At 65.8% G+C, this 24910-nt stretch carries 27 protein-coding genes; 19 read left to right on the plus strand and 8 right to left on the minus strand.

The genetic code is table 11. The annotated features are described in order from the left end of the window. Window positions 1-52 precede the first annotated feature (52 nt). From paaG to paaK, 3 genes are all read left to right on the plus strand, one after another. The gene (paaG, locus tag V6657_RS14595) at window positions 53-841 is read left to right on the plus strand and encodes a 2-(1,2-epoxy-1,2-dihydrophenyl)acetyl-CoA isomerase PaaG (protein WP_048935397.1); all 789 of its coding nucleotides are present in this window, start codon (window positions 53-55) and stop codon (window positions 839-841) included. Between the two features lie 4 nt (window positions 842-845). Further along, window positions 846-1310, plus strand: a complete 465-nt coding sequence (gene paaI / locus V6657_RS14600; protein WP_248694788.1) for a hydroxyphenylacetyl-CoA thioesterase PaaI — start codon at window positions 846-848, stop codon at window positions 1308-1310. 87 nt (window positions 1311-1397) lie between these two features. Beyond that, entirely contained in the window at window positions 1398-2702 is a 1305-nt protein-coding gene (gene paaK, locus V6657_RS14605; RefSeq protein ID WP_048935395.1) for a phenylacetate--CoA ligase PaaK, read from the plus strand. 9 nt (window positions 2703-2711) lie between these two features. On the opposite strand, the gene V6657_RS14610 is transcribed toward paaK, so the two are convergent. Then, on the minus strand, window positions 2712-3854 hold the full coding sequence (locus V6657_RS14610) for a murein transglycosylase A (protein ID WP_048935394.1): 1143 nt from the start codon (window positions 3852-3854) through the stop codon (window positions 2712-2714). Between the two features lie 72 nt (window positions 3855-3926). On the opposite strand from V6657_RS14610, the gene V6657_RS14615 reads away from it, so the two are divergent. After that, window positions 3927-4160 (plus strand): hypothetical protein, encoded by a 234-nt coding sequence (locus V6657_RS14615; RefSeq protein ID WP_048935406.1) that lies wholly within the window; start codon window positions 3927-3929, stop codon window positions 4158-4160. Here the strand turns inward: V6657_RS14615 and apaG are convergent, their stop codons facing one another. Further along, the gene (gene apaG / locus V6657_RS14620; protein WP_021197406.1) at window positions 4161-4535 is read right to left on the minus strand and encodes a Co2+/Mg2+ efflux protein ApaG; all 375 of its coding nucleotides are present in this window, start codon (window positions 4533-4535) and stop codon (window positions 4161-4163) included. It lies immediately after the preceding gene. A gap of 128 nt (window positions 4536-4663) precedes the next feature. Here apaG and rpe point away from each other — a divergent pair, with 128 nt between their 5' ends. The 9 genes from rpe (at window position 4664) to V6657_RS14665 (ending at window position 12365) form a co-directional block, all read left to right on the plus strand. Next, a complete protein-coding gene (gene rpe, locus V6657_RS14625) occupies window positions 4664-5389 on the plus strand; it encodes a ribulose-phosphate 3-epimerase (RefSeq protein ID WP_048935393.1) in 726 nt (241 codons plus the stop codon). Further along, window positions 5389-6117, plus strand: coding sequence for a phosphoglycolate phosphatase (locus V6657_RS14630; RefSeq protein WP_048935392.1), 729 nt, complete (start codon window positions 5389-5391; stop codon window positions 6115-6117). The genes rpe and V6657_RS14630 overlap by 1 nt, the downstream gene beginning before the upstream one ends. Before the next feature lie 360 nt (window positions 6118-6477). Continuing rightward, window positions 6478-8013 carry an anthranilate synthase component I gene (gene trpE / locus V6657_RS14635; protein ID WP_048935391.1) on the plus strand — a complete coding sequence of 512 codons (1536 nt, stop codon included), beginning with the start codon at window positions 6478-6480 and terminating at the stop codon, window positions 8011-8013. A gap of 17 nt (window positions 8014-8030) precedes the next feature. After that, window positions 8031-8600 carry an aminodeoxychorismate/anthranilate synthase component II gene (locus V6657_RS14640; protein WP_039598864.1) on the plus strand — a complete coding sequence of 190 codons (570 nt, stop codon included), beginning with the start codon at window positions 8031-8033 and terminating at the stop codon, window positions 8598-8600. Beyond that, on the plus strand, window positions 8600-9037 hold the full coding sequence (locus tag V6657_RS14645; RefSeq protein WP_048935390.1) for a lysozyme inhibitor LprI family protein: 438 nt from the start codon (window positions 8600-8602) through the stop codon (window positions 9035-9037). The genes V6657_RS14640 and V6657_RS14645 overlap by 1 nt, the downstream gene beginning before the upstream one ends. 13 nt (window positions 9038-9050) lie before the next feature. After that, a complete protein-coding gene (gene trpD / locus V6657_RS14650) occupies window positions 9051-10088 on the plus strand; it encodes an anthranilate phosphoribosyltransferase (protein ID WP_048935389.1) in 1038 nt (345 codons plus the stop codon). Window positions 10089-10101: 13 nt separating this feature from the next. Beyond that, window positions 10102-10905, plus strand: coding sequence for an indole-3-glycerol phosphate synthase TrpC (gene trpC / locus V6657_RS14655; RefSeq protein ID WP_048935388.1), 804 nt, complete (start codon window positions 10102-10104; stop codon window positions 10903-10905). Between the two features lie 3 nt (window positions 10906-10908). Beyond that, entirely contained in the window at window positions 10909-11577 is a 669-nt protein-coding gene (locus tag V6657_RS14660) for a CYTH domain-containing protein (protein WP_048935387.1), read from the plus strand. Then, complete coding sequence (locus V6657_RS14665) at window positions 11574-12365, plus strand: uracil-DNA glycosylase (RefSeq protein ID WP_048935386.1); 792 nt, start codon at window positions 11574-11576, stop codon at window positions 12363-12365. The genes V6657_RS14660 and V6657_RS14665 overlap by 4 nt, the downstream gene beginning before the upstream one ends. A 325-nt stretch (window positions 12366-12690) precedes the next feature. Here V6657_RS14665 and V6657_RS14670 read toward each other — a convergent pair whose 3' ends face one another. From V6657_RS14670 to V6657_RS14690, 5 genes are all read right to left on the minus strand, one after another. Continuing rightward, entirely contained in the window at window positions 12691-14907 is a 2217-nt protein-coding gene (locus V6657_RS14670) for an FUSC family protein (RefSeq protein WP_048935385.1), read from the minus strand. Between the two features lie 12 nt (window positions 14908-14919). Next, the gene (locus V6657_RS14675; protein WP_048935405.1) at window positions 14920-16797 is read right to left on the minus strand and encodes a M61 family metallopeptidase; all 1878 of its coding nucleotides are present in this window, start codon (window positions 16795-16797) and stop codon (window positions 14920-14922) included. Between the two features lie 68 nt (window positions 16798-16865). Next, complete coding sequence (locus V6657_RS14680; RefSeq protein ID WP_048935384.1) at window positions 16866-17882, minus strand: MDR family oxidoreductase; 1017 nt, start codon at window positions 17880-17882, stop codon at window positions 16866-16868. Window positions 17883-17967: 85 nt separating this feature from the next. Continuing rightward, window positions 17968-18714: a DsbC family protein gene (locus tag V6657_RS14685; RefSeq protein ID WP_048935383.1), complete on the minus strand. Its 747-nt coding sequence runs from the start codon at window positions 18712-18714 to the stop codon at window positions 17968-17970. A 48-nt stretch (window positions 18715-18762) separates the two neighbouring features. Further along, window positions 18763-20070 carry a UbiH/UbiF family hydroxylase gene (locus V6657_RS14690; RefSeq protein ID WP_048935382.1) on the minus strand — a complete coding sequence of 436 codons (1308 nt, stop codon included), beginning with the start codon at window positions 20068-20070 and terminating at the stop codon, window positions 18763-18765. Window positions 20071-20435: 365 nt separating this feature from the next. Between V6657_RS14690 and V6657_RS14695 the strand changes: the two genes are divergently transcribed. Genes V6657_RS14695 through V6657_RS14705 form a run of 3 tightly spaced genes read left to right on the plus strand, consistent with a single transcriptional unit; the run spans window position 20436 to window position 21686 of the window. Further along, the gene (locus tag V6657_RS14695) at window positions 20436-20834 is read left to right on the plus strand and encodes a hypothetical protein (RefSeq protein ID WP_048935381.1); all 399 of its coding nucleotides are present in this window, start codon (window positions 20436-20438) and stop codon (window positions 20832-20834) included. A gap of 10 nt (window positions 20835-20844) precedes the next feature. Beyond that, window positions 20845-21189 (plus strand): hypothetical protein, encoded by a 345-nt coding sequence (locus tag V6657_RS14700; protein WP_048935380.1) that lies wholly within the window; start codon window positions 20845-20847, stop codon window positions 21187-21189. A 29-nt stretch (window positions 21190-21218) separates the two neighbouring features. Further along, window positions 21219-21686 (plus strand): lytic transglycosylase domain-containing protein, encoded by a 468-nt coding sequence (locus V6657_RS14705; protein ID WP_048935379.1) that lies wholly within the window; start codon window positions 21219-21221, stop codon window positions 21684-21686. 27 nt (window positions 21687-21713) lie between these two features. Here the strand turns inward: V6657_RS14705 and V6657_RS14710 are convergent, their stop codons facing one another. Next, a complete protein-coding gene (locus V6657_RS14710) occupies window positions 21714-22091 on the minus strand; it encodes a flagellar protein FliT (RefSeq protein ID WP_048935378.1) in 378 nt (125 codons plus the stop codon). A 475-nt stretch (window positions 22092-22566) separates the two neighbouring features. Here V6657_RS14710 and V6657_RS14715 point away from each other — a divergent pair, with 475 nt between their 5' ends. Genes V6657_RS14715 through V6657_RS14725 form a run of 3 tightly spaced genes read left to right on the plus strand, consistent with a single transcriptional unit; the run spans window position 22567 to window position 24908 of the window. Further along, a complete protein-coding gene (locus tag V6657_RS14715; protein ID WP_048935377.1) occupies window positions 22567-23169 on the plus strand; it encodes a DUF1326 domain-containing protein in 603 nt (200 codons plus the stop codon). 12 nt (window positions 23170-23181) lie between these two features. After that, complete coding sequence (locus tag V6657_RS14720; RefSeq protein ID WP_048935404.1) at window positions 23182-23997, plus strand: DUF2182 domain-containing protein; 816 nt, start codon at window positions 23182-23184, stop codon at window positions 23995-23997. A gap of 17 nt (window positions 23998-24014) precedes the next feature. Then, window positions 24015-24908, plus strand: a complete 894-nt coding sequence (locus V6657_RS14725) for a DMT family transporter (protein WP_048935403.1) — start codon at window positions 24015-24017, stop codon at window positions 24906-24908. Window positions 24909-24910: the final 2 nt, after the last annotated feature.

The following is a 24910-nucleotide window of genomic DNA, read 5'->3' on the forward strand; positions in this document are numbered from 1 at the left end:
GCCGACCAACCGGTCGGTTAATCAATCAACCGATGACTGAGGAGGAGACAAGATGACGAGCCCGACCATTCTGCTCGACTGGCACGATCGCGTGGCAACCATCACGTTGAACCGGCCCGACCAGCTCAACAGCTTCACGGCCGGCATGCACCTTGAACTGCGCGAGGCGCTAGATAAGGTGGAGCGCCAGCACGCGCGGGCGCTGATCCTGACCGGTGCCGGGCGTGGTTTCTGTGCGGGGCAGGATCTCTCCGAGCTCAATTTCACGCCTGGGCAGATGACGGACCTGGGCGCACTCATCGACGAGCAGTTCAACCCGTTGGTGCGCCGGCTGCGGGCGCTGCCGTTGCCCGTCATTGCTGCGGTGAACGGTGTGGCGGCCGGTGCGGGCGCCAACCTGGCGCTGGCGTGCGACATCGTGATGGCGGCGGAAAGTGCCTGCTTCCTGCAGGCATTTGTGAAGATCGGACTGTTGCCGGATTCAGGCGATACGTGGTTCCTGCCCCAGCGCATCGGCGTGGCACGGGCGATGGGGTTGGCGATGCTGGGCGAGAAGCTCGACGCCAAGACCGCGCTGTCCTGGGGGCTGATCTGGGGTGTCTATCACGATGCCAAAATTCTGATGACCGAGGTGTCGGCCATGGCCGACCACCTGTCCAAGCAGCCGACGCGGGCGCTGGCCGCCATCAAGCGCGCCATGCATGCCGCGCCCACGCAGTCGCTCGACGCTCAGCTTGATCTGGAGCGCGACCTGCAGCGCGAACTCGGCAACTCTCACGACTATGCCGAGGGTGTGAACGCCTTCCTCCACAAGCGCCCCGCCCACTTCACTGGTGAATAAAGGAATCCGTGTGACCGAGACCGCCCTCCAGGATGCACAGGCACTGGCCGAAGCGACCAGCAAGAGCATGTATGACGCCGATGCCTGCACCCGCTGGCTCGGCATGCGCATTGAGGCGGTCGGCCCCGGCTATGCGCGCCTGACCATGACCGTGCGGCCTGAATTCCTCAACGGACACCGCACATGTCATGGCGGGCTGATCTTCACGCTGGCCGACTCGGCCTTTGCGTTTGCCTGCAACAGCCACAACCACAACACGGTGGCGGCAGGCTGCAGCGTCGAATTCCTGCACCCGGCGCACGGCGGCGACGTATTGACCGCCGAGGCAACCGAACAGGTCCTGTCCGGCCGGCACGGCGTGTACGACGTACACATTTCCAATCAAAGCGGTGAGGTGGTCGCCATGTTCCGCGGCAAGTCTGCGCAGATTCGCGGCCACGTCATTCCCGTCCCGGATAGCACTGAATAGTAGGCACCGATTGCCCTCTATATGTAGAGCCCCCTGATTGCGCCAACACAAGAGGATGCCGCACGACGGCGCCCCAAGGAGACCCGCATGCGCCCCCGCTCGACCGACCTGCCGCTCGACCCGATCGAGACCGCCAGCCGTGACGCCATCCAGGCGCTGCAGCTCGACCGCCTGAAGCACAGCCTGGCCCACGCGTACGAGAACGTACCGGCGTACCGGGCCAAGTTTGATGCGGCGGGCGTGCATCCGTCGGAGCTGCAGTCGCTGGCCGATCTGGCGAAGTTTCCCTTCACGACCAAGGCGGATTTGCGCGACAACTACCCGTTCGGGATGTTTGCCGTGCCGCAGGATCGCGTTGCGCGCATCCACGCCTCATCGGGGACGACGGGCAAACCCACCGTGGTCGGCTACACGCTGGCAGATATCGACACCTGGGCCGGGCTGGTGGCGCGCTCGATTCGTGCGGCAGGGGCGCGACGCGGCGACAAGGTCCACGTGAGCTACGGCTATGGCCTCTTCACGGGTGGCCTGGGCGCGCACTACGGCGTCGAGCGCGCGGGGCTGACGGCCATCCCCTTCGGCGGCGGGCAAACCGAGCGGCAGGTGCAGCTCATCCGCGATTTCCAGCCGCAGATCATCATGGTGACGCCCAGCTACATGCTGGCGATTGCGGACGAGTTCGAACGGCAAGGCATGGACCCGGCCGCGTCGAGCCTGCAGATCGGCATCTTCGGCGCGGAGCCGTGGACACCCGAGATGCGTGCGGCCATTGAGGCGCGCATGGGGCTGTCGGCTGTGGATATCTATGGCCTATCGGAGGTGATGGGCCCAGGTGTCGCCAGCGAATGCGCTGAGACCAAGGACGGCCCGACCATCTGGGAAGACCATTTCTACCCCGAGATCATCGACCCGAACACCGGCGAGGTGCTGCCCGATGGCGAATTCGGCGAACTGGTGTTCACGTCGCTGACCAAGGAAGCCATGCCAGTGGTTCGCTACCGCACGCGCGACCTGACGCGCCTGCTGCCGGGCACCGCGCGCCCGGGCTTCCGTCGGATGGAAAAGATCACCGGTCGCTGCGACGACATGATGATCGTGCGCGGCGTGAACGTGTTTCCCTCGCAAATCGAAGAGTTGATCCTGAAACACGCAGCGCTGTCACCGCACTATCAATGCGTGCTCGCCAAGGAAGGGCCTCTGGATACGTTGACGGTACGAGTAGAAGCTGCGCTGGGCGCCTCGGCGGACGTTGCCAAATCGGCAAGCAGCCAGTTGGCGCACGACATCAAGTCGCTGATTGGCGTGACAGCCACGATTGAAATTCTGGCGACCGGCGGCATCGAGCGTTCGGTCGGCAAGGCGCGCCGCGTGGTGGACTTGCGGCGCGGATAATCCTCGCGATTAGCGGGTGGCGACGCCGACGCTACCGCCCTTCGGCACCAGCACCCACAGCCGGCCGGCCTGCTTCATGCGCCCGGCCAGATCGCCCGCGGCATCGCCGTGGCCAAAGTAATAGTCGGCACGCACGGCGCCACGGATGGCCGAACCCACGTCCTGCGCGAACACCAGCTTCTGGATCGGCTCGGTCGACAGCGGCTTGGTGGTCGACAAGAACACCGGCGAACCGAGCGGGATGAACGTCGGGTCCACCGCAATCGAGCGCTCGTCCGTGAGCGGCACGCCCAGCTTGCCGATGGGGCCGCCGGTGTTGCCCGGGGTTTCTGCAAAGAAGACGTAGCGCGGGTTGATGTTGAGCATCTCTTCAACGCGGCCCGGGTTGGCGCGTGCCCACGCCTTGATGCCTTGCATGGTCGCCTGCACAGGCGTGATCTCGCCCTGGTCGAGCAGCCAGCGGGCAAACGAGCGGAACGGCTGGTTGTTGGTGCCGCCCACGCCTAGACGCATGATGCCGCCCTCTTCCAGCTGGACCTGGCCCGAGCCCTGAATCTGCAGGAAGGCCGCCTCGACCGGGTCATCCACCCACACGACTTCCTGCCCCTGCAGCGCCGGGCTGCGGATCAACTGCGCGCGCGCCGGCAACGTCTTGCCGCGCCAAGCGGCAGGCATGCGATACAGCGGCGTCTGATAGATACCGTGGCGGGTGCGCGAGCCACGCAGCAGTGGCTCGTAATAGCCGGTGACCAGGCCACTGTCGGTGCCGTCGTCCTTCACCACGCGATACGGCGTGAAGTTCTCTTCAAAGAAGACGCGCATGGCGATCGGATCGCCGGCGTCGACCATCAGGCCGGCGGCACACACGCGTGCCCATTCGGCGCGGCGCTTCATGGCCTGGCAATTCGATTGCAATGCAGGCCAGGCAGAGGCGAGATCGTCCGTCGTCCAGCCCGTCACGTCGGCCCAGTTGGCCTGGTCCAGATGACCACCGAGCGTGCCAGTAGGTGGCTGCGGCGTTTCGACGCGCGGCGGCGGACCGCTGGTGCACGCTGCAAGCAAAACGGCGACCAGCGCAGCGGCCAGCCCGGCCCATCCGCGGCGGGGTGCCGTGCGGACCGGCGTCAATGCATCCAAGGTTGCTGCTGTCATGCCTGTTTCATCCTGTCCGGCGAGGTGGGGGGCTTGGCTACAATGCCGGCACCCACGCTTTTTGCCTCGACCATGAGCGAATTCTTTGAAAACCATCCGATGATGCTGTTCGGCCTGGAGGCCGGCGTGGCGCTGTTCCTGCTGATCTTCATCGTGATCTGGACCATGTCCGGCGCCAAGAAGCATCCGCGCCCGCTGCGCGCCCCGCCCAGCCATCCGTCGCGCCAGGGTGAAGCCGTCAAGCCCCCGGAATCGACCGACGCCGCGCAAAAAGATTCGCAGCCGGCCAAGCCCGACGCCAGCTGATCAGTGCAGCATGCGCGGCATCACCAGCGCAAATTCGGGGATCGGCGCCTCGAAGCGGTGACCGTCTTCGGCCACGCAGAAGTATTCGCCGCGCATCGTACCCACGGGCGTCTTGATGGTCGCCCAACTCGTGTATTCGAACGACTCGCCCGGCGGCAGCAGCGGCTGATGGCCGACCACCCCCAAGCCGCTGACTTCCTGTACCTGATCATCGGCATCCGTAATCACCCAATGACGCGAGATCAGCTGGCTTGGCACATCGCCGGTATTGCGAATGGTGATGGTGTAGGCAAACGCGTAGTTGCCTTGTTCCGGCTCGGATTGCTCCGACAGATAGCGCGCCCGGACCTGGACGGTGAGTTCGTAGCTCGGCATGACGATCCACTATAAGAATGGCGCCCATTGTGCGGCATGGTCGTGGCAGCGGCAAGGCACGACCTGACGGCTGATCCGGCTAAAATAGCGGCCTTCTTCGCGTACTTGCGCCTTATCCGCCTCTCATCATGTCTGCCGCCATCGATCCGTCCGGTTTCCGCATTGCCCCGTCCATCCTGTCCGCCGACTTTGCCCGCCTGGGCGAAGAAGTGCGCCGCGTGCTCGAATCGGGCGCCGACTGGATCCACTTTGACGTGATGGACAACCACTACGTGCCGAACCTGACCGTCGGCCCGCTGGTGTGCGAGGCGATCCGCCCACACGCGCAAAAGGACGGCAAGCCGGTGCCGATCGACGTGCACCTGATGGTGAGCCCGGTCGATCGCATCATTCCCGACTTCGCCAAGGCCGGCGCTGATCTGATCACCTTCCACCCGGAAGCCTCCGAGCACATCGACCGTTCGCTCGCGCTGATTCGCGACAACGGCTGCAAGGCAGGCCTCGTGTTCAACCCGGCCACCCCGCTGCATTACCTCGACCACGTGATGGATCGCCTGGACATGGTGCTGATCATGTCGGTCAACCCGGGCTTTGGCGGCCAGTCGTTCATTCCGGAAGCGCTGAACAAGCTGCGCGCCGTGCGCCAGAAGCTGGACGCGTACCAGGACAAGACCGGCCGCAAGATCCTGCTGGAGATCGACGGCGGCGTGAAAGCTGACAACATCGCTGAAATCGCCAAGGCTGGCGCGGATACGTTCGTCGCCGGTTCGGCCGTGTTCGGCAAGCCTGATGCGGACGGCGGCTACCGCGGCACCGTGGGCGCGCTGCGCCAAGCGCTGGCCAGCCTGTCGTGATGACCAGCACCCTGCCGAGCGGCCCCATCCGCGCCGTCATCATCGACCTGGACGGGACGATGGTCGACACGGCGGGCGACTTCCACGCCGCCATCAACGCGATGCTGGAAGCGCTCGGCGCTGCACCGGACATGTCGACGGAGGAAATCGTCGGCTACGTCGGCAAGGGCTCGGAGAACCTCGTACGGCGCGTGCTCGACGCGCGCTTGCCGCCCGCCCAGGCCAACAGCCGCTTCGCTGAGGCGCTGGACGCCTACCAGCGCGCCTACATCGCCATCAACGGCCAGTATGTAAACGTCTATGACGGCGTGCGCGAAGGGCTGGCGGCATTGCGCGATATGGGCCTCGCCCTCGCATGCGTGACGAACAAGCCACACGATTTCACGCAGCCGCTGCTGGCCCAGCTCGGTCTGGATGCGTATTTCGACCTCGTCTACCCCGGCGACGCCTTCCCGTATCGCAAGCCCGATCCGTACCCCATGCTGCGGGTGGCGGAAGCGTTTGGCGTGAATCCGGCTGAAGTCGTGGCGATCGGCGACTCGGAAAACGACGCCCGCGCGGCCCGCGCCGCCGGCATGCGCGTGCTGGCGGTGCCGTATGGCTACAACCACGGCCAGCCTATACAGCACGCGGGAGCCGATGCTATAGTCGACACACTTTTTGCGGCAGCGCAGCTGATTCAGCCCTACGCTGAGCCACACAACGCAACATCTGCCGCTTCCAACTGACGATCCATGTTCCTGAATCGCAAACGCATCTTCGCTCGTGGTGACCGGGGGGCCTGGCCCTGGCGACCCTGGCACGCCCTCGCTCGGGCGTAAGCGTTTGCACGGCTGCTGATCGTTCTTCCCCTGGTTTCGGCGCGTTCTGCCTAAACCACCTCTGTATCTCCTGCCCCAAACGCTGACCGCCCGCCGGTCTTCCGTGGCCCTTAGCTTGCGGATGACCTCTGCGGGACCGCACGGTTTTTCGCGTTCCCACCTCTGATGTTCTGCTAACGTTCCGACGGCGCAACCGCGTTTGCCCCGTGGAGCGAACGCATGCCGGCGAGCGCACCCCGCCTGCCTGGCGAATCGACCTGACCGCTCATGACCGAACTCGAATTCAAATCGCTGGCCGACCAGGGCTACAACCGCATCCCGCTGATTGCCGAGGCACTGGCCGATCTGGAGACGCCGCTTTCGCTGTACCTGAAGCTGGCGCAATCGCACGACCGTGGCACGAACACCTTCCTGCTGGAATCGGTGGTGGGCGGCGAGCGCTTTGGGCGCTACTCCTTCATCGGCCTGCATGCGCACACGCTGCTGCGCGTGAGGGGCAACTACACGGAAGTCGTGACCGACGGCAAGGTCGTCGAGACGAATGAGGGCAATCCGCTGGACTTCATCGCCGCGTTCGAGCGCCGTCAGAAAGTGGCGCTGCGCCCGGGCCTACCGCGCTTCTGCGGCGGTCTGGCGGGCTACTTCGGCTACGACGCCGTGCGCTTTATCGAGCCGCGCCTGGCCGAAACCACCCCGCCCGACGACCTGCAACTGCCCGACATCCAGCTCATGCTGTGCGAAGAGCTGGCCGTGATCGACAACCTGTCGGGCAAGCTCTACCTGATCGTCTACGCCGATCCGTCCAAGCCCGAGGCCTACTCGCGCGCCAAGCAGCGCCTGCGTGCGCTGCGCACCAAGCTGCACCAGCCGGTGGATGTGCCGGTGACGTCTGCCTCGGTGCGCACGGACAGCATCCGCGAGTTCGACAAGGCCGATTACATCAGCGCCGTGCTCAAGGCCAAGGAGTACATCGCCGCCGGCGACATGATGCAGGTGCAGGTCGGCCAGCGCATCGTCAAGCCGTTCCGTGATGCGCCGCTGTCGCTGTATCGCGCACTGCGTTCGCTGAACCCGTCGCCGTATATGTACTTCTACAACTTCGGCGACATGCAGATCGTCGGAGCCTCGCCCGAGATCCTGGTGCGGCAAGAAGAACGCCGCGTGCCCGCCAGCGCGAATGGGGAAGGCAACGGTACCGACGAATCCGCCCGCATCGTCACGATCCGCCCGCTGGCCGGCACCCGCCCGCGCGGCAACACGCCCGAGCGCGATGCCGAACTCGCCACCGAGCTGCTCAACGACCCGAAGGAAATCGCCGAACACGTCATGCTGATCGACCTGGCGCGCAACGACATCGGCCGCATCGCCGAGATCGGCTCGGTCAAGGTGACGGATCAGATGGTCATCGAAAAGTATTCGCACGTGCAGCACATCGTCAGCTCGGTCGAGGGGCGTCTGAAGCCCGGCATGACCAACATGGACGTGCTGCGCGCGACCTTCCCGGCCGGCACGCTGTCGGGTGCGCCCAAGGTGCGCGCGATGGAAATCATCGACGAGCTGGAGCCTGTGAAGCGCGGCATCTACGGCGGCGCGGTTGGCTATCTCTCGTTCTCGGGTGAGATGGATCTGGCGATCGCCATCCGCACCGGCATCATCAAGGACGGCAACCTCTACGTGCAGGCTGCGGCCGGTGTCGTCGCCGATTCGGACCCGGATGCCGAATGGAGGGAAACCGAACACAAGGCCCGCGCCGTGCTGCGCGCCGCTGAGCAAGTGCAAGACGGCCTCGACGCCGATTTCTGAGAGGGAAGGAGACCACCATGCTGTTGATGCTCGATAACTACGACTCCTTCACCTACAACATCGTCCAGTACTTCGGCGAGCTGGGTCAGGATGTCCGCACCGTTCGCAACGACGAGATCACGATCGAAGAGATCGAGAAGCTGAACCCCGAACGCATCTGTCTGTCGCCCGGGCCGTGCACGCCGACGGAAGCCGGCATTCTGGTGCCGGCGCTCAAGCACTTTGCGGGGCGCGTGCCCATCCTGGGGGTGTGCCTGGGGCACCAGGCGATTGCCGATGCGTTTGGGGGCCGCGTGATCCGCGCACAGAAGGTGATGCACGGCAAGGTCGACACCATTGAGAACACCGGCGTGGGCGTGTTCGCCAACCTGCCGCGCCATTTCAAGGTGACGCGCTATCACTCGCTGGCGATCGAGCGCGAAACGCTGCCCGACTGCCTGGAAGTGACCGCCTGGACGGCAGACGGCGAAATCATGGGCGTGCGCCACAAGACGCTGCCGGTGGAAGGCGTGCAGTTCCACCCGGAATCGATCCTGTCGGAACACGGCCACGCGCTGCTCGGCAACTTCCTGAAGGAACGCGTCTGATGCGCCAGGCGTGCGCGGTTGCGTTGGCGGCTATAACGGCGCTGATGGCAGGCCTGCCGGCAACGGCCGGTACGCTGGAAGCCTGTCGCGCCGCCCAAGCCGGCAGCGTTGCCCAATGCGTGCAGGCCGCGCGCAAGGCGGCATCGGTTGAACTGGCCTCTGCCGAATCCACGCGCCGCGCCGCACTGCGCGCCCGCATCGCCGCCAACAACGGTACGGACCGTGGCGCCGCCATGGCCTTCGACCGCACCGTGCGTGCACACCAACTCTATCGGCAGGCCGAATGCGACCTGTCCCGCCGCCTGGCCCGCAATACGCCTGATGCCGACCTGGCAGAAGCCGCATGCGAGGCCGATCTCTCGCGCGAGCGCATCGGCGCCCTGCGCGAGGCTGCAGCACCGGCGACCCCGGCGGCAGCACCCGCGGCGCCCAACTGAATACGGAACCACCATGACCATTTCACCGCAAGAAGCGCTCACCCGCTGTATCGAGCACCGCGAAATCTTCCACGACGAAATGCTGCACCTGATGCGGCTGATCATGCGCGGCGAGATGTCGCCCGTCATGGCCGCCGCCATCACCATGGGGCTGCGCGTCAAAAAAGAGACCATCGGCGAAATCGCGGCCGCTGCCACCGTGATGCGCGAGTTCGCCACCAAGGTCGAGGTGCCGGCAGAGGTATCGAATCACTTTGTCGACATCGTCGGCACGGGCGGTGACGGCGCCAACACGTTCAACATCTCTACGGCGTCGATGTTCGTGGCCGCAGCAGCTGGCGCACGCATCGCCAAGCACGGCGGACGCGGCGTGAGCTCCAAGTCGGGCAGCGCCGACGTGCTCGAAGCGCTGGGCGTGAACATCATGCTCACGCCCGAGCAGGTGGCCGAGTCCATCGAGACGGCCGGCATCGGCTTCATGTTTGCGCCCAACCACCACCCGGCCATGAAGAATGTCGCCCCGATCCGCAAGGAACTGGGCGTTCGCACCATCTTCAACATCCTCGGACCGCTCACCAACCCGGCCGGCGCGCCGAACATCCTGATGGGCGTGTTCCACCCGGACCTCGTCGGCATTCAGGTGCGCGTGATGCAGCGCCTGGGTGCGAAGCACGCCGTAGTGGTCTACGGCAAGGACGGCATGGACGAGGTATCGCTGGGCGCCGCCACGCTGGTCGGCGAGCTGAAGGACGGCGAGGTGCGCGAGTACGAAATCCACCCGGAAGACTTCGGCATGCAGATGGTCTCGAACCGCAGCCTGAAGGTGGCCGACGCGGAAGAATCCAAGACCATGCTGATCGAAGCGCTGGAAAACAAGCCTGGCACGCCGCGCGAGATCGTCTCGCTGAATGCAGGTGCAGCACTGTATGCGGCCAACATCGCCGGTTCCATTGAGGATGGCATGAAGCTGGCACGCGAGGCCATCGCTTCGGGCGCAGCGCGCGCCAAGCTCGATGAACTCGTGCGCGTTACCAACCAGTTCAAGGCCTAAGCCTGTTCAAGCCATGTCCGACATCCTCAACAAAATCCTGGCCGTGAAGGCCGAAGAAGTGACCGCCGCGCGCAAGCATCGCGATCTCGCCAGCGTGCGCGCTGAAGCCGAAGCCAACCGCACTGACAGCACCCTCGGCCCCCGCGGCTTTGCCCAGGCCGTGCGCGACAAGATCGCCGCCGGCCACGCCGCCGTCATCGCCGAGGTGAAAAAGGCGTCGCCGTCCAAGGGCGTGCTGCGCCCCAACTTCAAGCCCGCCGACATCGCCCGCAGCTATGCGGAGCATGGCGCCGCGTGCCTGTCCGTCCTGACCGACGAGCAGTTCTTCCAGGGCCACGCCGATTACCTGCGCGAAGCCCGCGCCGCCTGCACACTGCCGGTGCTGCGCAAAGATTTCATGGTCGATCTGTATCAGGTGTACGAAGCACGCTCGTGGGGCGCGGACTGCATCCTGCTGATCGTCGCCGCGCTGGACCAAGGGCTGATGGTGGAGCTGGAAGCCTGCGCGCTCGAACTCGGCCTGGACGTGCTGGTGGAAGTGCACGACGGCCATGAGCTGGACCGCGCGCTGCGCCTGCAAACGCCGCTGGTGGGCGTGAACAACCGCAACCTGCGCACGTTCGAGACCTCGCTCGACACCACGATTGGCCTGCTCAAGCACATGCCGGATGACCGCATTGTCGTGACGGAGTCGGGCATCCTCGTGCAAGACGACGTACGCAAGATGCGCGCCGCCGCCGTCAACGCCTTCCTCGTCGGCGAAGCCTTTATGCGCGCCGACGACCCCGGTGCCGAACTGGCCCGCCTCTTTGCTTGACCGATGGCCCGCGAGATTGAATTGAAGCTGGCCGTACCTGCCGGCGCGCACAACGCGCTGGTCAGCTGGCTGGATGCGCACGCCCAAGCCGCCGGCTCGGTGGAATTGGCGAACGTCTACTACGACACGCCCGATCAAGCACTGGCACGCAATCGTGCCGCGCTACGCGTGCGTCTACATGGCAATCAGTGGCTGCAAACCCTCAAAACCGCAGCAGTGAGTACGGCCGGTTTGAGCGCTCGCCACGAGTGGGAAGTGCCGCTGCCAAGCGATGCGTTGTCGGTCGAAGCCTTCGTTGCACACAACGCAGCCGAAGCGGCCGACTATGTGCGTCCGCACGCCCATCGCCTCGCCCCGCTGTTCCGCACCGACTTCACGCGCCGCCTGTGGCACGCGACCGTTGATGGGGCCGACGACGGCGAGATCGAGATCGCGCTGGATGCCGGCGCCATCCTGATCCCTGGCACCGAGGCGCGCGAGCCCATCGATGAGCTGGAGCTTGAGTGGAAGCCGGCCGCCGGTAGCACACTCAGCGAAGACGCGATTGCCGAGCGCCTGCACGCCTGGACGCAGACGCTACGCGCCGCCGTGCCGGACTTGGCACCGCTCGACATCAGCAAGGCGCAGCGCGGCTACCAACTACGCGCGAAGGTCACCGGAGACCAAGCATGAAGCGCCGCGCCGATCCCGCCCAAAGCGCCCTCTTCGACGAACCGGCTGCAGAAGCGCCGAGCGGCGATTTCATCCCGCTGGCCGAACAATTCGATGCACTACCGGCTGACTGGAAGACGCTCCTCACACCCTGCATCGCGCAGACCAATTGGCCCGCGCTGTGTGCGTTCGTCGATGGCGAACGGGCGGCAGGCAAGCCGATCTTCCCGACGGGTGTGTTCCGCGCGCTGCACCTGACGTCGGTCGACGATGTGCGCGTCGTCATCCTCGGCCAGGACCCGTATCACGGCACAGGCACCGTCGATGGCCGCGAGATTCCGCAGGCGCATGGGCTGGCGTTCTCTGTGCCGGCCGGCGTGCGCGTGCCGCCGAGCCTGCGCAACATCTACAAGGAAATCGAAGCGGAATTCGGCCAGAAGCTGCCGAGCGTTTCGGGCAACCTGGAAGGCTGGTCGCAGCAAGGCGTGCTGTTGCTCAACACGGTGCTCACCGTCGAACAAGGCCAGGCCGCCAGCCATGCCAAGCGCGGCTGGGAACGCATCACCGATTGCCTGCTGGAACATCTGGCACGTATCGGCCACAAGCGCGTATTCATGCTGTGGGGCAGCCACGCGCAGGCCAAGCGGGCGTTGCTGCCGGAGGGGCATCTGGTGCTAGAGGCGCCGCACCCGTCGCCGTTGTCGGCGCATCGAGGGTTCTTGGGGTGCGGGCATTTCAAGATGGCCAATGATTGGCTGGCGACGCAAGGTCAGCCGGCGATTGATTGGTTGAGGCCACAGGCGGCTTAAGACTCAGGCGCAACCCTTTGCGCCCCATCGATGACTGTCTGAGACCCATCGATGACTGTCTGAGACCCATCGATGACTGTCTGAGACCCATCGATGACTGTCTGAGACCCATCGATGACTGTCTGAGACCCATCGATGAGTGCTTGAGAATCAACGTTGAGTGTCTGAGGCCCAACAGTGCGTGTTTGGGAGTCAACGTTGCGTGTTCAAGACTCGACGTTGACGGTTTGAGGCCCAACCGTGACGCTTTCAGGTGCATCGGTGGGGCCTGGTGCCTCGCGCGTGCGCCTTCGAGACCCATCACTGGGCCTCTTCGCGCCGCAACTCAATCCCGCGACACCCGCAACGCCCGCCCCAGCGCCCCACACCGCAGCGCAATCTTGGCGGTATCCGCCCGCAGCGCCTGCAAGCGCCGCTCCAGCAGGTGCATGGCGGACAAGGAATCCGCTTCGGTAGCGGCATCCACCATGCGCGAACGCGCCGCCTGATCCGCGAAGTCTGCCGCGCCCAGTTCCTGTGTGTCGCGCGGGCGCACGCCCCAGCCGCCTTCGTGCACCGCCTGATCGAAGCGCTCCTTGGCGCGCGTCAGGCTTTCCAGCGCGGATTCCACGGTCTGCTCGACCAGTGCACGCGTATCGGCTTCGTCCAGCTCCTGCGTACGTTGGCGCACCAGAATGCGCACTGCCGCCACGTGCGCAGCCACCAGGTAGTTCTGCACGATGAAGCGGTTCAGGTTATCCACGGCACGGTGGCGGCTCTTGGGCTCATCGAGCATGCGCGCGAAGGCGGAGATCAAGCCGGTCAGCGCTTCCATGTACTGCTTGCGCTGCACGCGGTAGGCGAAGTCGTCCTTGAGCGTGCCGAGCAGCAAGTCGCGTGCGGCTTCGATAAAGCGCCGGTTGGTACGCAGCACGTCGTCCACCAGCTTGGGCAGGTTGCGGTATTCCCAGGCGGGCAGCACGTAACTGAAGGCGGTGGCGATGGCCGCGCCGATCAGCGTATCGACCAGCCGTTCACCAATGGCGCCCTTGCTGCCGGGCAGCAGCAGGTTGATCTGGATGAGCACCTGCACGCACGCGGCAATGGCCGTGTAGCGGTATTTGATGGTGACGAACGCGGCGCTGGCGGCGGTGGACAGGTACAGCACGCCCATCAGGATCCACGTCGAATGCGTGAACCGCAGAATCACCGCCGCAATCACGCAGCCGATCAGCGTGCCGAGCACCCGATCGAAATTGCGCTGGCGCGTCATGCTGAAGGTCGGCTTGAGGATCACGACGATGGTCAGCAAGACCCAGTAGCCGTGCGACGAATACGGCAGATGGTCGGCAATCCACAGCCCGGCGGCCACCGCCATCGAGATGCGCAGCGCAAAGCGCAGCACCGGCGAGCGCCACGTCAGTTCTTCCAGCACCAGCCGCAGCTCGTACTTCTGGCGCGTCAGGAACGGGGTCATGTCCGGGCGCAGCAGCACCTTGGACAACTCCACCGGCGTGGCCGTGGCGGCGTGCAACTGCGCCATCAGGCGGATCGCGCCGCGCACGGTAGCAATCGACTCTTCCAGCGCGGCGATGGCCTCGATTGGGATGCCGTGGTGACCGTGCTGCACCTCGTCGAACGCGGCGTCGATGGCGGCCATCTCCTGCTCGTACGACATCGGCGTGGGCGATGGCCGGTCGCGGCCCACGGCGTAGGCAACGCCTTCGATGTCCTGGCGCAGGCGCTCAATGATCCCGTGCAGCAGGCGCAGGATCTCGGCGTCGGCCAGATACTGGCGCAGCAGCGGGTAATCGGTGTTGGACGACAGCAGGTACTCGTAGATGTCGAGCATCCGCATGTGGATCTGCACGAGGCGCCCGTCGCTGGCCGTGCGGTTGTCGCGGAAGACGAAGTCGCGCGCCACCTGCTGCTTGTCGGCCACCGAAATCTGCTGGCGCACGAGCAAGTTGAACTGCTCGTCGAAATCCTTGGAGGCATCGTAGAAGCCGGCCTTGCGTTCGACGTACACGGCCAGCTCATACAGGCACTCGGCCAGCACCTGCTCTTTGATACGACGCCGCTGCCCCCACGCCACTGCCATCGCAAAAGCCATGTAGCCCATGGCGCCGAGGAAGAACTGCGCGGTGTGCTCCACCGCTTCGCGAAAGGCGAACTCCTCGGTAAAGGTGAGCGTCATGACGAACAGCGCCGCAAACTGCAGCGGCATCGTCTTGTTGCCGTACGCCACCATCATGCCGGCCAGGAAGGTGACCAGCACGATCACCACCGGCAAGATCGAATACGGCGTGGCCACCGCCACGATGAAGGTGATGGCCGTGGTGAGCAGCACGCACGCCATCATCTCGTTGAACTTGTGCCGCAGCGGGCTGGGCAAGTCCATCAGGCTGGTGCACAGCGCACCGATCGACACCACCATCGCGCCCTGCAGATCCATCACCAGCAGCGCGAGCAGCGTCAGGCCGATCACGCCGGTGGCGGTACGGATGCCGCGCGATACGTAGTGGCTGTAGAGGAAGGTGCGTGGATCGTGGGCGTAGTCCATCGGCTGCGCGGATCAGGCGGCCGACTTGCCGCGTACGGTGCGCGCATCGCGCACTACCTTGCGGCCGGCAGCGCGCTTGCCCAGCCATGCCGAGCGCAACGGCGACGGGTCGGACGCCAGCGCCAGCGTGAACTGCGGTGTGGTGTCGGTGGCGAGCGTCACCTCCAGCGCCATCAGTTCGTCGCGGCGGAACACGTGCACGGACACCGTATCGCCGGCGCGATGGCGCGCCAGCGTCTTGTCGAGCTGGCCGGCCGGCACGCGCAGGCCGTCCACCGCCACGATCAGGTCGCCAGCGGACAAGCCGGCACGTTGCGCCGGGCCGCCGTCAAACACCTGCTGCAGCTTGACGAAGCCGTTCTCGGCGCCCGACTTGACGCCCAGGGCCAGCGCCGTCTCGGCCGCCTTGCGCGTCGCGCTCACGCCCATCGCCTTGAACAGCGCGGGCAGCGGCGGATCATCACGCCCTTCAGTCAACTGGCGCACCAGCGTGCGCAGGCGCAGGCCCGTGACCTCTTCCATCAAGGCAGTCAGCCCGGCTTCGGTCACGCCGCGCTGCGCGTGACCGTCGGCGTAGAAGTCGCGGCCGTACGTTACCCACAGGGCGCGTATCACGTCGTCGAGCGAACGTTCGCCGTCGGTCTGCGTGCGAATCGTCAGGTCCAACGCCAGCGCCACCAGCGAACCCTTGGTGTAGTAGCTGACGATGGCGTTGGGCGCGTTCTCGTCCTGGCGGTAGTACTTGGTCCACGCATCGAAGGAGCTTTCGGCCACGCTCTGCTTCAGGCGCCCGCTGCCGCGCAGCACGCCGTTCCACGTCTTGGCAACCATCTCCAGGTACTGCGCTTCAGAGATCAGGCCCGAGCGCACCAGCATCAGATCGTCGTAGTAACTGGTGAAGCCTTCGAACAGCCACAGCAGCGGCGTGTGCACTTCGCGGTCGAGCGCGTACGGCACGAAGGTGGCCGGCTTGATGCGCTTGACGTTCCAGGTGTGGAAATACTCATGGCTGACGAGGCCGAGGAAGGTGCGGTAGCCCTCGGTGGTCTCGTCGCGGCCGGTCACGGGCAGATCGCCGCGTGCGCACATCAGTGCGGTACTGGCACGGTGCTCCAGGCCGCCGTAGCCGTCGGTCGTCACCATCGTCATGAAGACGTAGCGACGGTTGCTATCCAGGAATGGCGCGGTGGCCGTCTGCGGCTCGAACAGGCGGATCTGCGCTTCGCAGATGCGCTTGAAGTCGCGGGCGATGCGCTCCAGATCGAGGTTCGGCACGCGGCCGGTGAAGACGGCGTCATGCTGCGCGCCGCAGGCCTCGAACGAGACCAGCGTGAACGTGCCCATCTCGACCGGGTGGTCGATCAGCTCGTCGTAGTTGGCGGCTTCGTACCAGCCGAACCCGTAGCGCTTGGCGCCGGCCTTGCCCTGGATGCGGCCGGTGGCTTCACGCAGCGCGGTGGCGACGCGCCAGCCACGGTAGGCTTCGCCGGCGGGCGGCTGGATGTCGATCAGGCAACGCTGATCGTCTGCACCTTCCACCCGCAGGAAGACCGATGTGCCGTTGAAGAAGCCGTGCGTGGCGTCCAGGTGCGCGGCCCGCACTGACAGATCCCACGCATAGACGTCATACGACACCGTCAGCGGCCCGCTGCACGGCGTGGCCCACCAGGTGTCCTTGTCGACCTTGGTCAGGCGTACAGGCCGGTCGCCAGACGACGCCTCGATGCGCACGATGTTGCGCGCAAACTCCCGGATCATGTAGCTGCCCGGAATCCACGCCGGCAGCGAGAAACGCTGCCCCTGTGGATCCGGCGAATCGACCGTGACGGTGACGGTGAAAACATGCGCCTCGGGGGCGGCGGGGGCGATGGTGTAGCGGATCGGCTTCATGGCGGACATTGTAGCGTTGCCGTCCCATGCTGCCGATGCCGAATTCGTCTGGAAACCGGTCTGTCAGACTAACGGTTGACGTCCACAACCACGCGCCCGCGCATCTTGCCAGCCATGATGTCGTGCGCTGCGTCGATGGCCTCCGAGAGCGTCACCTCCCGGGTGATGGCGGCCAGGCGGTCGGGCAGCAGATCGGTGGCCAGGCGATGCCATGCCGTCTGACGCAGCGCACGCGGCGCCATCACGCTGTCGATGCCGCACAGCGTCACGCCGCGCAGGATGAACGGGGCGACCGTCGCCGGGAAATCCATCCCCTGCGCCAATCCGCAGGCCGTGACCACGCCGCCGTAGCGGACCTGCGCGCAGGCATTGGCCAGCGTGTGCGACCCCACCGAATCCACCACCGCAGCCCAGCGCTCCTTCTGCAGGGGCTTGCCGGGGGCGGACAGCTCCGCGCGGTCGATCACATCCGTGGCGCCCAGCGCTTGCAGAAAGTCCGCCTCGCTCGTCTTGCCGGTGGAGGCCACCACGCGGTAGCCCAGCTTGCCCAGCAATGCGATGGCGATCGAGCCCACGCCGCCCGAGGCGCCCGTCACGAGCACCTCGCCGTCGCCCGGTTTCACGCCGGCACGCTCCAGCGCCAACACCGACAGCATCGCCGTGTAACCCGCCGTGCCGATCGCCATGGCCTGCCGCGCATCGAGCCCGGCTGGCAGTGCAACCAGCCAGTCGCCAGACAGACGTGCACGTTGCGCGAGGCAGCCCCAGTGCGCCTCGCCGACGCCCCAGCCGTTGAGGATGACCGCATCGCCCGTCTTCCACTCCGGATGCGAGGAGTCGAGCACCACGCCCGCACCGTCGATGCCGGCCACCATCGGCCACTTGCGCACGACGGGGCCGCGACCAGTGATGGCCAGGCCGTCCTTGTAATTGATCGTCGACCAGTCCACGCGGATCAGCACGTCACCCGCGGTCACGTCGTTGGCGAGCGCCTCGGGCGTGGAGAGCGCCGCGTCATCCAGGTCAACGATGTGGGCCAGCGGCCCGCCATCCTGCTTTTCCAGCATCAGCGCGCGAAACGACATGTTGGTCTCCGATCGGGTTGTGATTGTTGTGATGTGAGCGCCCAAAGAAAAAGCGCCGGAAGAACCGGCGCTTTCATGGGGTGGCTTACGACTTCTTGAGCGCGGCGAACTTACGCTCCAGCGTGGCCGCATCGATCAGGCCCGGGGCCCGCGAGCCATCGGGGAAGATGATGGCCGGCGTGCCAGTCACGTTGAGCGACTGGCCGAGCTTCAGGTTGGCTTCCAGCGGCGTGTCGCAGGTGCCGGCGCCGGACGGGGCGGTCTTGGCGGTCATCCAGTCGCGCCAGGCCTTGGCCCGGTCAGCCGAGCACCAGATCTGCTTGGACTTGGTGTTTGAATCTTCCGACAGGATCGGGAACAGGAAGGTGTAGACGGTGATGTTGTCGACCTGCGTGAGCATCTGCTCCAGCTTGTGGCAGTACGGGCAGTTCGGATCGGAGAACACGGCGATCTTGCGCGCGCCGTTGCCCTTGACCCACTTCACGGCGCGGTCCAGCGGCAGGTCGGACCACTTGATGCGGTTCAGCTCGGCCAGGCGCTCTTGCGTGAGGTTGGTGGCGGTTTGCGTGTCGAGCAGATCGCCATTCAGGACGTAGCGGCCGGTGGCATCGGTGTAGACGACCTGGCTGCCGAGGTTGATCTCGTACAGGCCGGCCAGCGGCGACTTGGCAACGCTCTTGATCTCCACGTTGGAGCCCAGGGCCTTCTGCACGCTGGCTTTGACCTTCTCTAGCGCGGGCTCGGCGGCACCGGCGCTCAGTACATAACCCGCGCCAATCGCAGCCACAGCCACCGCAGAGGCGATGGCCGCCACCCGAACACGAAACGACATAACAACTCCTGAAACCCCAGAAAACGCTGATGATGCCCGAGAACTGCCTCAGCCCAGCGCGTGCTTAATGAGTAAGCGTTTGATAAATGGCGTCATGCCCACCATGCGCATGCCCGCATTGCGTACTGTGCGGGGCAGTGCGCCCGGCAGGGCGAACAGCTTGTGCAGACCATCTGTGGCGGCCGTAAGCGAAAGCAGGTCTTCGCGGCGGGCACGCTCGTAACGGCGCAACAACCTCAGATCGCCATGATCGCGCATGGTTTCACGTTCCGCCATCACCTTGCCAATTTCTGCGACATCCCGCAGGCCCAGGTTCATGCCCTGCCCGGCCAGCGGATGAATCACATGGGCCGCATCGCCCACCAGCGCCACGCGCGGCGCGACCGCCCGGCTGGCGTGCTGCAGGATCAGCGGGAAGCCCTGCGCGGGGGTGATGTTCGACAGACGCCCAAAGCGAGCGGCGATGGCGCCACCTGCGGCGGCCTCCACGGCACGGCAAAGCGCATCGGGTGACAGGGCCAGCAGTTCACGCGCGTGCGCTTCATCGGCGGACCACACCATCGAGACGCGGCGATCAGGCAACGGCAGCATCGCGAGGATCTCGCCGCGTGCGGGGGTGGCGTCGTCGGCTGCGGCGGCCTGCTCGGCGGAGGTGCCGAGAAACCACTGCCACGCGGTGTCCTGATGCCAGTGCTCGGCCTGGAAGTTGGCGACCACGCCCAGTTGGCGATACGGCTTCGCCTCGGCCTGGATACCGGCCTGCTCTCGCACCCAGGAGTGCTTGCCGTCGGCGCCGATCACGCATTCCGCGCGAATCACCTGCCCATCGGCCAGCGTCAGGCGCACGGCGTCGGCTTCCATCTCGAAGCCGGTGGCAGCGTGCGGGAAGATCTGCACGGTGTGGGCAAAGCGCAGCGCGGTTTCCAGCGCGCGCTCGACCAGCGACGACTCGGCAATCCACGCCAATTGCGGCGCGCCGGCGGCGTAAGCGGAGAAATGCAGGTCAGGATGGCTGTGCTCGCCACGCGCGGCGGCATCGTCGCCGAAGATGCGCATGTCGTGCACCGGCTGCACGCGCGTCATGTCGAGCGCAGGCCAGATGCGCAACTGTTCCAGCAACGCCTGCGAGCTGGACGAGAACGCGTAGACGCGTGCGTCCCAGGCATCGGGCCCCGCAGTTGTAACAGACGGCGCGGGCGACGGCGCAGGCGGCGCAATCAGCGCCACGCGCAAGCCGATCTGCGCAAGCCGCAGCGCGCACGCGCGCCCGACGATACCGCCGCCAACCACCGCCAGATGGTAGGCCGGTGCCTCCTTGGAAGCCGCCTTGGGAGAGGAAAACGCGGGTGTATTCATGGTGCGCCGATTATAGCGGCGGGGGCAGCCGCGACTTTGCGGCCGCGCAAATGTGTCACGGCCAGCACGTGACGCTGAAATGGGGTCGGTGGTGTTTACGCCTAAGCAGATGCCGTGGTGCGCCTGAATCACTTATGGGGATTGCGGCGCAGGATGCATTTTCCGGCCCTCCGAAGTGCGCCCTGCATCCCGAAAGTGGTCACGTCTTGGCATGTCTGTCAGTTCGTAATGTGACGCCATTTCCACCTGAAAAACAGCGCTCAAGTCATCGCCCGGGATGGACGATAAAAGCCGGGCAATTCGACGTTTTGACGTGCGCGACCCGCCGATAGAGTGCAGGTCCGATCCATGGATTCCTGACCGCCATGTGGACTCTCTCCCATATGACACCATTGCCCAGGCTGATTGCCGGCGCCGCATTGCTGGCGCTGGTTGGCTGCGCACAGTTGCAGACGCAGACGAAGGCCACGCCCAACGCCCGCACCGCACCGGCAGGCGAGGTCATGAGCTTCACCATTCCGCCTGATGCACTGGGTGCGCATGACCCGCAACTGACCGCCGTGCTGACCAAGGCCGGCGCGCTGGCTGCCGCGCAGAAGCGCCCGGCGACGATCCAAGTCGCGGCGCTGACGCAGGATTTCCGCTACCTGAACCAGGCGCTGTGGAATGGTGTGCCTGCGCAGCGTGCCAGTTACGTCCACCTGGAAAACCTGACCGTCAACGCCAGCCAGCCGTATAGCGTGACGATCCGCACGCAGGATTAAGAGGAATGTCATGCGTATGACCCATCTACTCTTCCCGCTGACCGTCGGCCTGCTGGCCGTGCCGGCGTCTGCATTTGCCGCACCGCCCGATTCTCTGATGCCGGCAACGGCTGCGGCCGCGGCGGCTGACAAGGTCTATCCGCCCCTGCCCTCGCTGGCGATGCTGCCGCCAGGCGGTGGTGGTAGCGAAATCGAGCCTGCGCCCGCTGCGCGCACACGTGGCAGCAAGCGCAAGGCCACCTTCGTCCAGGTGCGCAAGGCGGCCGACCCGGTGCCGCGCATGGTGGTGTCGGAGGCGTCGCACACATATCTGGCCGGCATCGAGCACCAGCTCGAAGCGGCTCTGCAGAAGTAACCAACCAACGACCGTCCGCCGGAGCCGCCATGCATGCCACCCACACCCTTCGCTTGATCTGGGCACAACTTGGCGCGGCGCTGCTGCTGGCGCTGTGCAGCCTTGCCGCACACGCTGCGAGCGATTGCTTCGAGCAGGCTGGCGCCTACCAGGGCGTCAACCCGACGGTGCTACGCGCGATCGTGTGGTTTGAATCGAAGGGCGATGCGAATGCCGTGCACCGCAACGCCGACGGCTCGGTCGACATTGGCCAGGCGCAGATCAACTCGATTCATTTCAGTACGTTGGCGCGCTACGGGGTGCCGCGCCACGCGCTGACCGATGCCTGCGTCAACGTGTTTGTGGCGGCCTGGCTGCTCAAGCAAAAGATGGTTCGCCACGGAAACACGTGGCGCGCGATCGGGGCGTATCACTCCGAAACACCGGCGCAACGCGATTCCTACGCGCGCAGCATCCAGCGTGTGCTGGTGTCGTGGGGGGAGTTGCAGCCCCGCTGATCGGCTAGCTGCCGATCGTTTTCCTTCTTAGTAGTACGAGACGGTGGCGTACGCCTGACGTGCGCCGATCGAGCGGCGTTCACCGCTGACCAGGCGCATCAGTTCATCCTGGCGCGGGCAGACCAGCGCACGCACGCGGGCGTCGTTGGCCAGAATGCGCATCATCAGGTCGCGCTTGCGTTGCAGTTCTTCGTGCGACAAGGCCGGGCGCTGGGCGTGGCCCAGGCGTTCCATGTAGACCGCGCATTCGCGCTCCAGGGCGCTCACGCCGTCCCAATCGCCCATCTCGGCCGCCACGACCATTTCTGCGGACAGGGTGGCGATCGCCTCATAGCTGGCGAACAGGCTGTCGTTGCTGGCGACCGCGTGGGTCGGGCGGGCGGCGGTGGTAACGGTCCAGGACATGCTGTGCTCCCCACTCAGATTTGTTGTTTGGAGCAAGACAGTGCAATAGGTATGCCCGGTCCGGGCAGCCCCCGTCCTTGCCGGACCGAAGTTGGCCAAAAGCCTTATCCAGCCTGGGTTGACAGGCGGGCTGGGGACTTCCCTACCCCCTTGCCGACACCCACGCTGGGCTGGGTTTTGCGCAAAGTTGTTACGTTTCTGGAACGTAACGCGTAACGGCCCCGTAACGCGTTTTCAGCCCACGCCCTCGGCCCGCCGGGAATCGTCTTGCGTACCCAATGAGGCTTCCTAGAATTTGACAGTGGCGCGCCGCAGACGGATTGCGGGGCCGCTTTCGTCCGCTTGTCTTCGATACGGCCGGCTGTCTGCCCGCCCGTTTCCGACCCTCCATCCGGGCCAAGCCCTGACAACGTCCGCCCCGGCTGATTGCCGTGGTCGTGCGCGCATTCGTCAACTACGTCGGATGGAGGAAACCATGTCCTATCACCTGGAAGGCAGGCTGCTCGAAGTCTGCAACTGCCGCGTCCTGTGCCCGTGCTGGATCGGCGAAGACCCCGATTTCGGCACCTGCGACACCATCGTCGCGTGGCACATGGACCGCGGCACGATCGACGGCGTCGACGTGTCCGGTTGCACCATTGCAGCCGTCGCGCACGTCCCGGGCAACATCCTGGAAGGCAACTGGACAGCGGCGATCTTCCTTAACGACAGCGCGACCGATGCGCAGGAGAAAGCGCTGCTCAAGGTCTACACCGGCCAGGCCGGCGGGCCGATCGCCGAACTGGCCAAGCTGATCGGCAAGGTCGTCTCGGTCGAGCGCGCAGCGATCACATTCGACATCGTCGGGGCCAAGGGCACGCTCAAGATCGGCACTGATTACTACGCCGAACTCGAACCGTACGTGGGCCCGACCGGCCAGCAGACCACGCTGTCGGACACCGTGTTCTCGACCGTGCCGGGTGCGCCGGTGTTCGTGGGCAAGGCGCCGGTCTACCGCTCGAAGAACGCGGATATCGGCATCAACGTCGACATCAAGAACCACAACGCGCTGCAGAGCACGTTCCTGTTCGACGCTTGAACGGTGGCGATCGTGCGCGTTGCCGCATCGCGCCACCAACGCGTCTTCCTGCCGGTACTGGCCGGCTTGGTGACGCTTGCCTGGCTCACGCTGTGGCTGTGGGCGCGCAGCCCGTATGGCCGCTATCTGGATCATGGCGACTGGACGGCCTCTGGCCCGGCGGCGTGGCTGTGCCGGGTGGTGCCGGCAGGTTCGCTCGTCGTGCCGGCAGCGCTCTACGCATTGGCCTGGACGCTGATGATCCTGGCGATGATGCTGCCGACCACGTTGCCGCTGTTCCAAGCGTTTGACCGCGTCGTTGCGGGGCGGGCGGATCGCCAGCGCTTGCTGGTGCTGCTGGGCGTGGGCTATCTGGTTGCCTGGAGCGCGTTCGGCCTACTAGCGCATGGGCTGCATGCCCTACTGCTCGCCGGGGTCGCGCGGGTGCCGCTGCTGGGCTGGTATGGCTGGCTGATCGGCGCGGCCACGCTGGCGGGTGCGGGGGCGTTCCAGTTCAGCGCGCTGAAGTATCGATGCCTGGACCAGTGCCGCTCGCCGCTGAGCTTCGTCATCAGCCATTGGCACGGCCCCGGGCCGCAACGGCAGGCGTTCCTGCTGGGCCTGCGCCACGGGCTGTTCTGCGTGGGGTGCTGCTGGGCGCTGATGCTGCTGATGTTCGTGGTGGGCGCGGGCAGCCTCGGCTGGATGCTGGTGCTGGCCGCCGCCATGGCCATCGAAAAGAACGTCGCGTGGGGGCGGCGGTTGTCTGCGCCGCTGGGCGTGGCGCTGCTGGCAGGCGCCGCCGTGCTTGCGGCAACGCACCTCTGGGGCGCAGCGCGCATCGCGTGATGGCTGCCACGGATGCCATGGATACCACCAGCGACGGCCAACTCGCCCTGCGCACGGTGCTGCTCACCAGTATCGCGATGGTGGCGTTCGCCTCCAACTCGCTGCTGTGCCGGCTGGCGTTGCAGCATGCGGCCATCGATGCGGCGAGCTTCTCCAGCATCCGGCTAGTGTCGGGTGCGGTCGTGCTGGCCATCCTGGCGCGAGCGGGTGCCCGCCGGGCGCCGCCGGCCCGCGTGGACTGGGCGGCCGCAACCATGCTGTTCGCCTACGTGGCGTTCTTCTCGTTCGCGTATCTGACCCTGAGCGCAGGCACGGGCGCGCTGATCCTGTTCGGTGCGGTACAGATCACCATGCTGGGCGCGGGCCTGGCTGCGGGCGAACGGTTCGAGCCACTCGGTTGGGTCGGCTTTGCGCTGGCGCTGGGCGGGCTGGTCTACCTGGTATCGCCGGGCGTGACGGCGCCAACGCCACTGGGCGCCGCGCTGATGAGCGTAGCCGGTGTGGCCTGGGGCGTGTATTCGCTGCGCGGGCGCGGGCTCGACAATCCGCTGGGCGCCACTGCCGGCAACTTCCTGCGGGCGGCCCCCATGGCGCTGGCCTTGAGCGCGGTGCTGGCCAGCCGCGCACACGTCAGGCCCAGCGGGATCGTGCTGGCGCTGGCCTCGGGCGCGATCACTTCGGGCATCGGCTATGTGATTTGGTATGCCGCTCTGAAGGGGCTGTCGGCGATCCGCGCGGCGGCGGTGCAACTGGCGGTGCCGCCCATTGCAGCGTTCGGCGCGGTGCTGTTCCTGGCCGAGCCGCTCACGTCAAGGCTGGCGACGGCCTCCGCCGCCATCCTGGGCGGGATCGCCCTGGTGCTGGCGAGCCGTACACAGCGCAAGCGGAACGAGGCGGCGTCGCAGGGCTAGAC

This window comes from Ralstonia sp. RRA (genome assembly GCF_037023145.1).
In the GTDB taxonomy this organism is placed as follows: Bacteria; Pseudomonadota; Gammaproteobacteria; order Burkholderiales; family Burkholderiaceae; genus Ralstonia.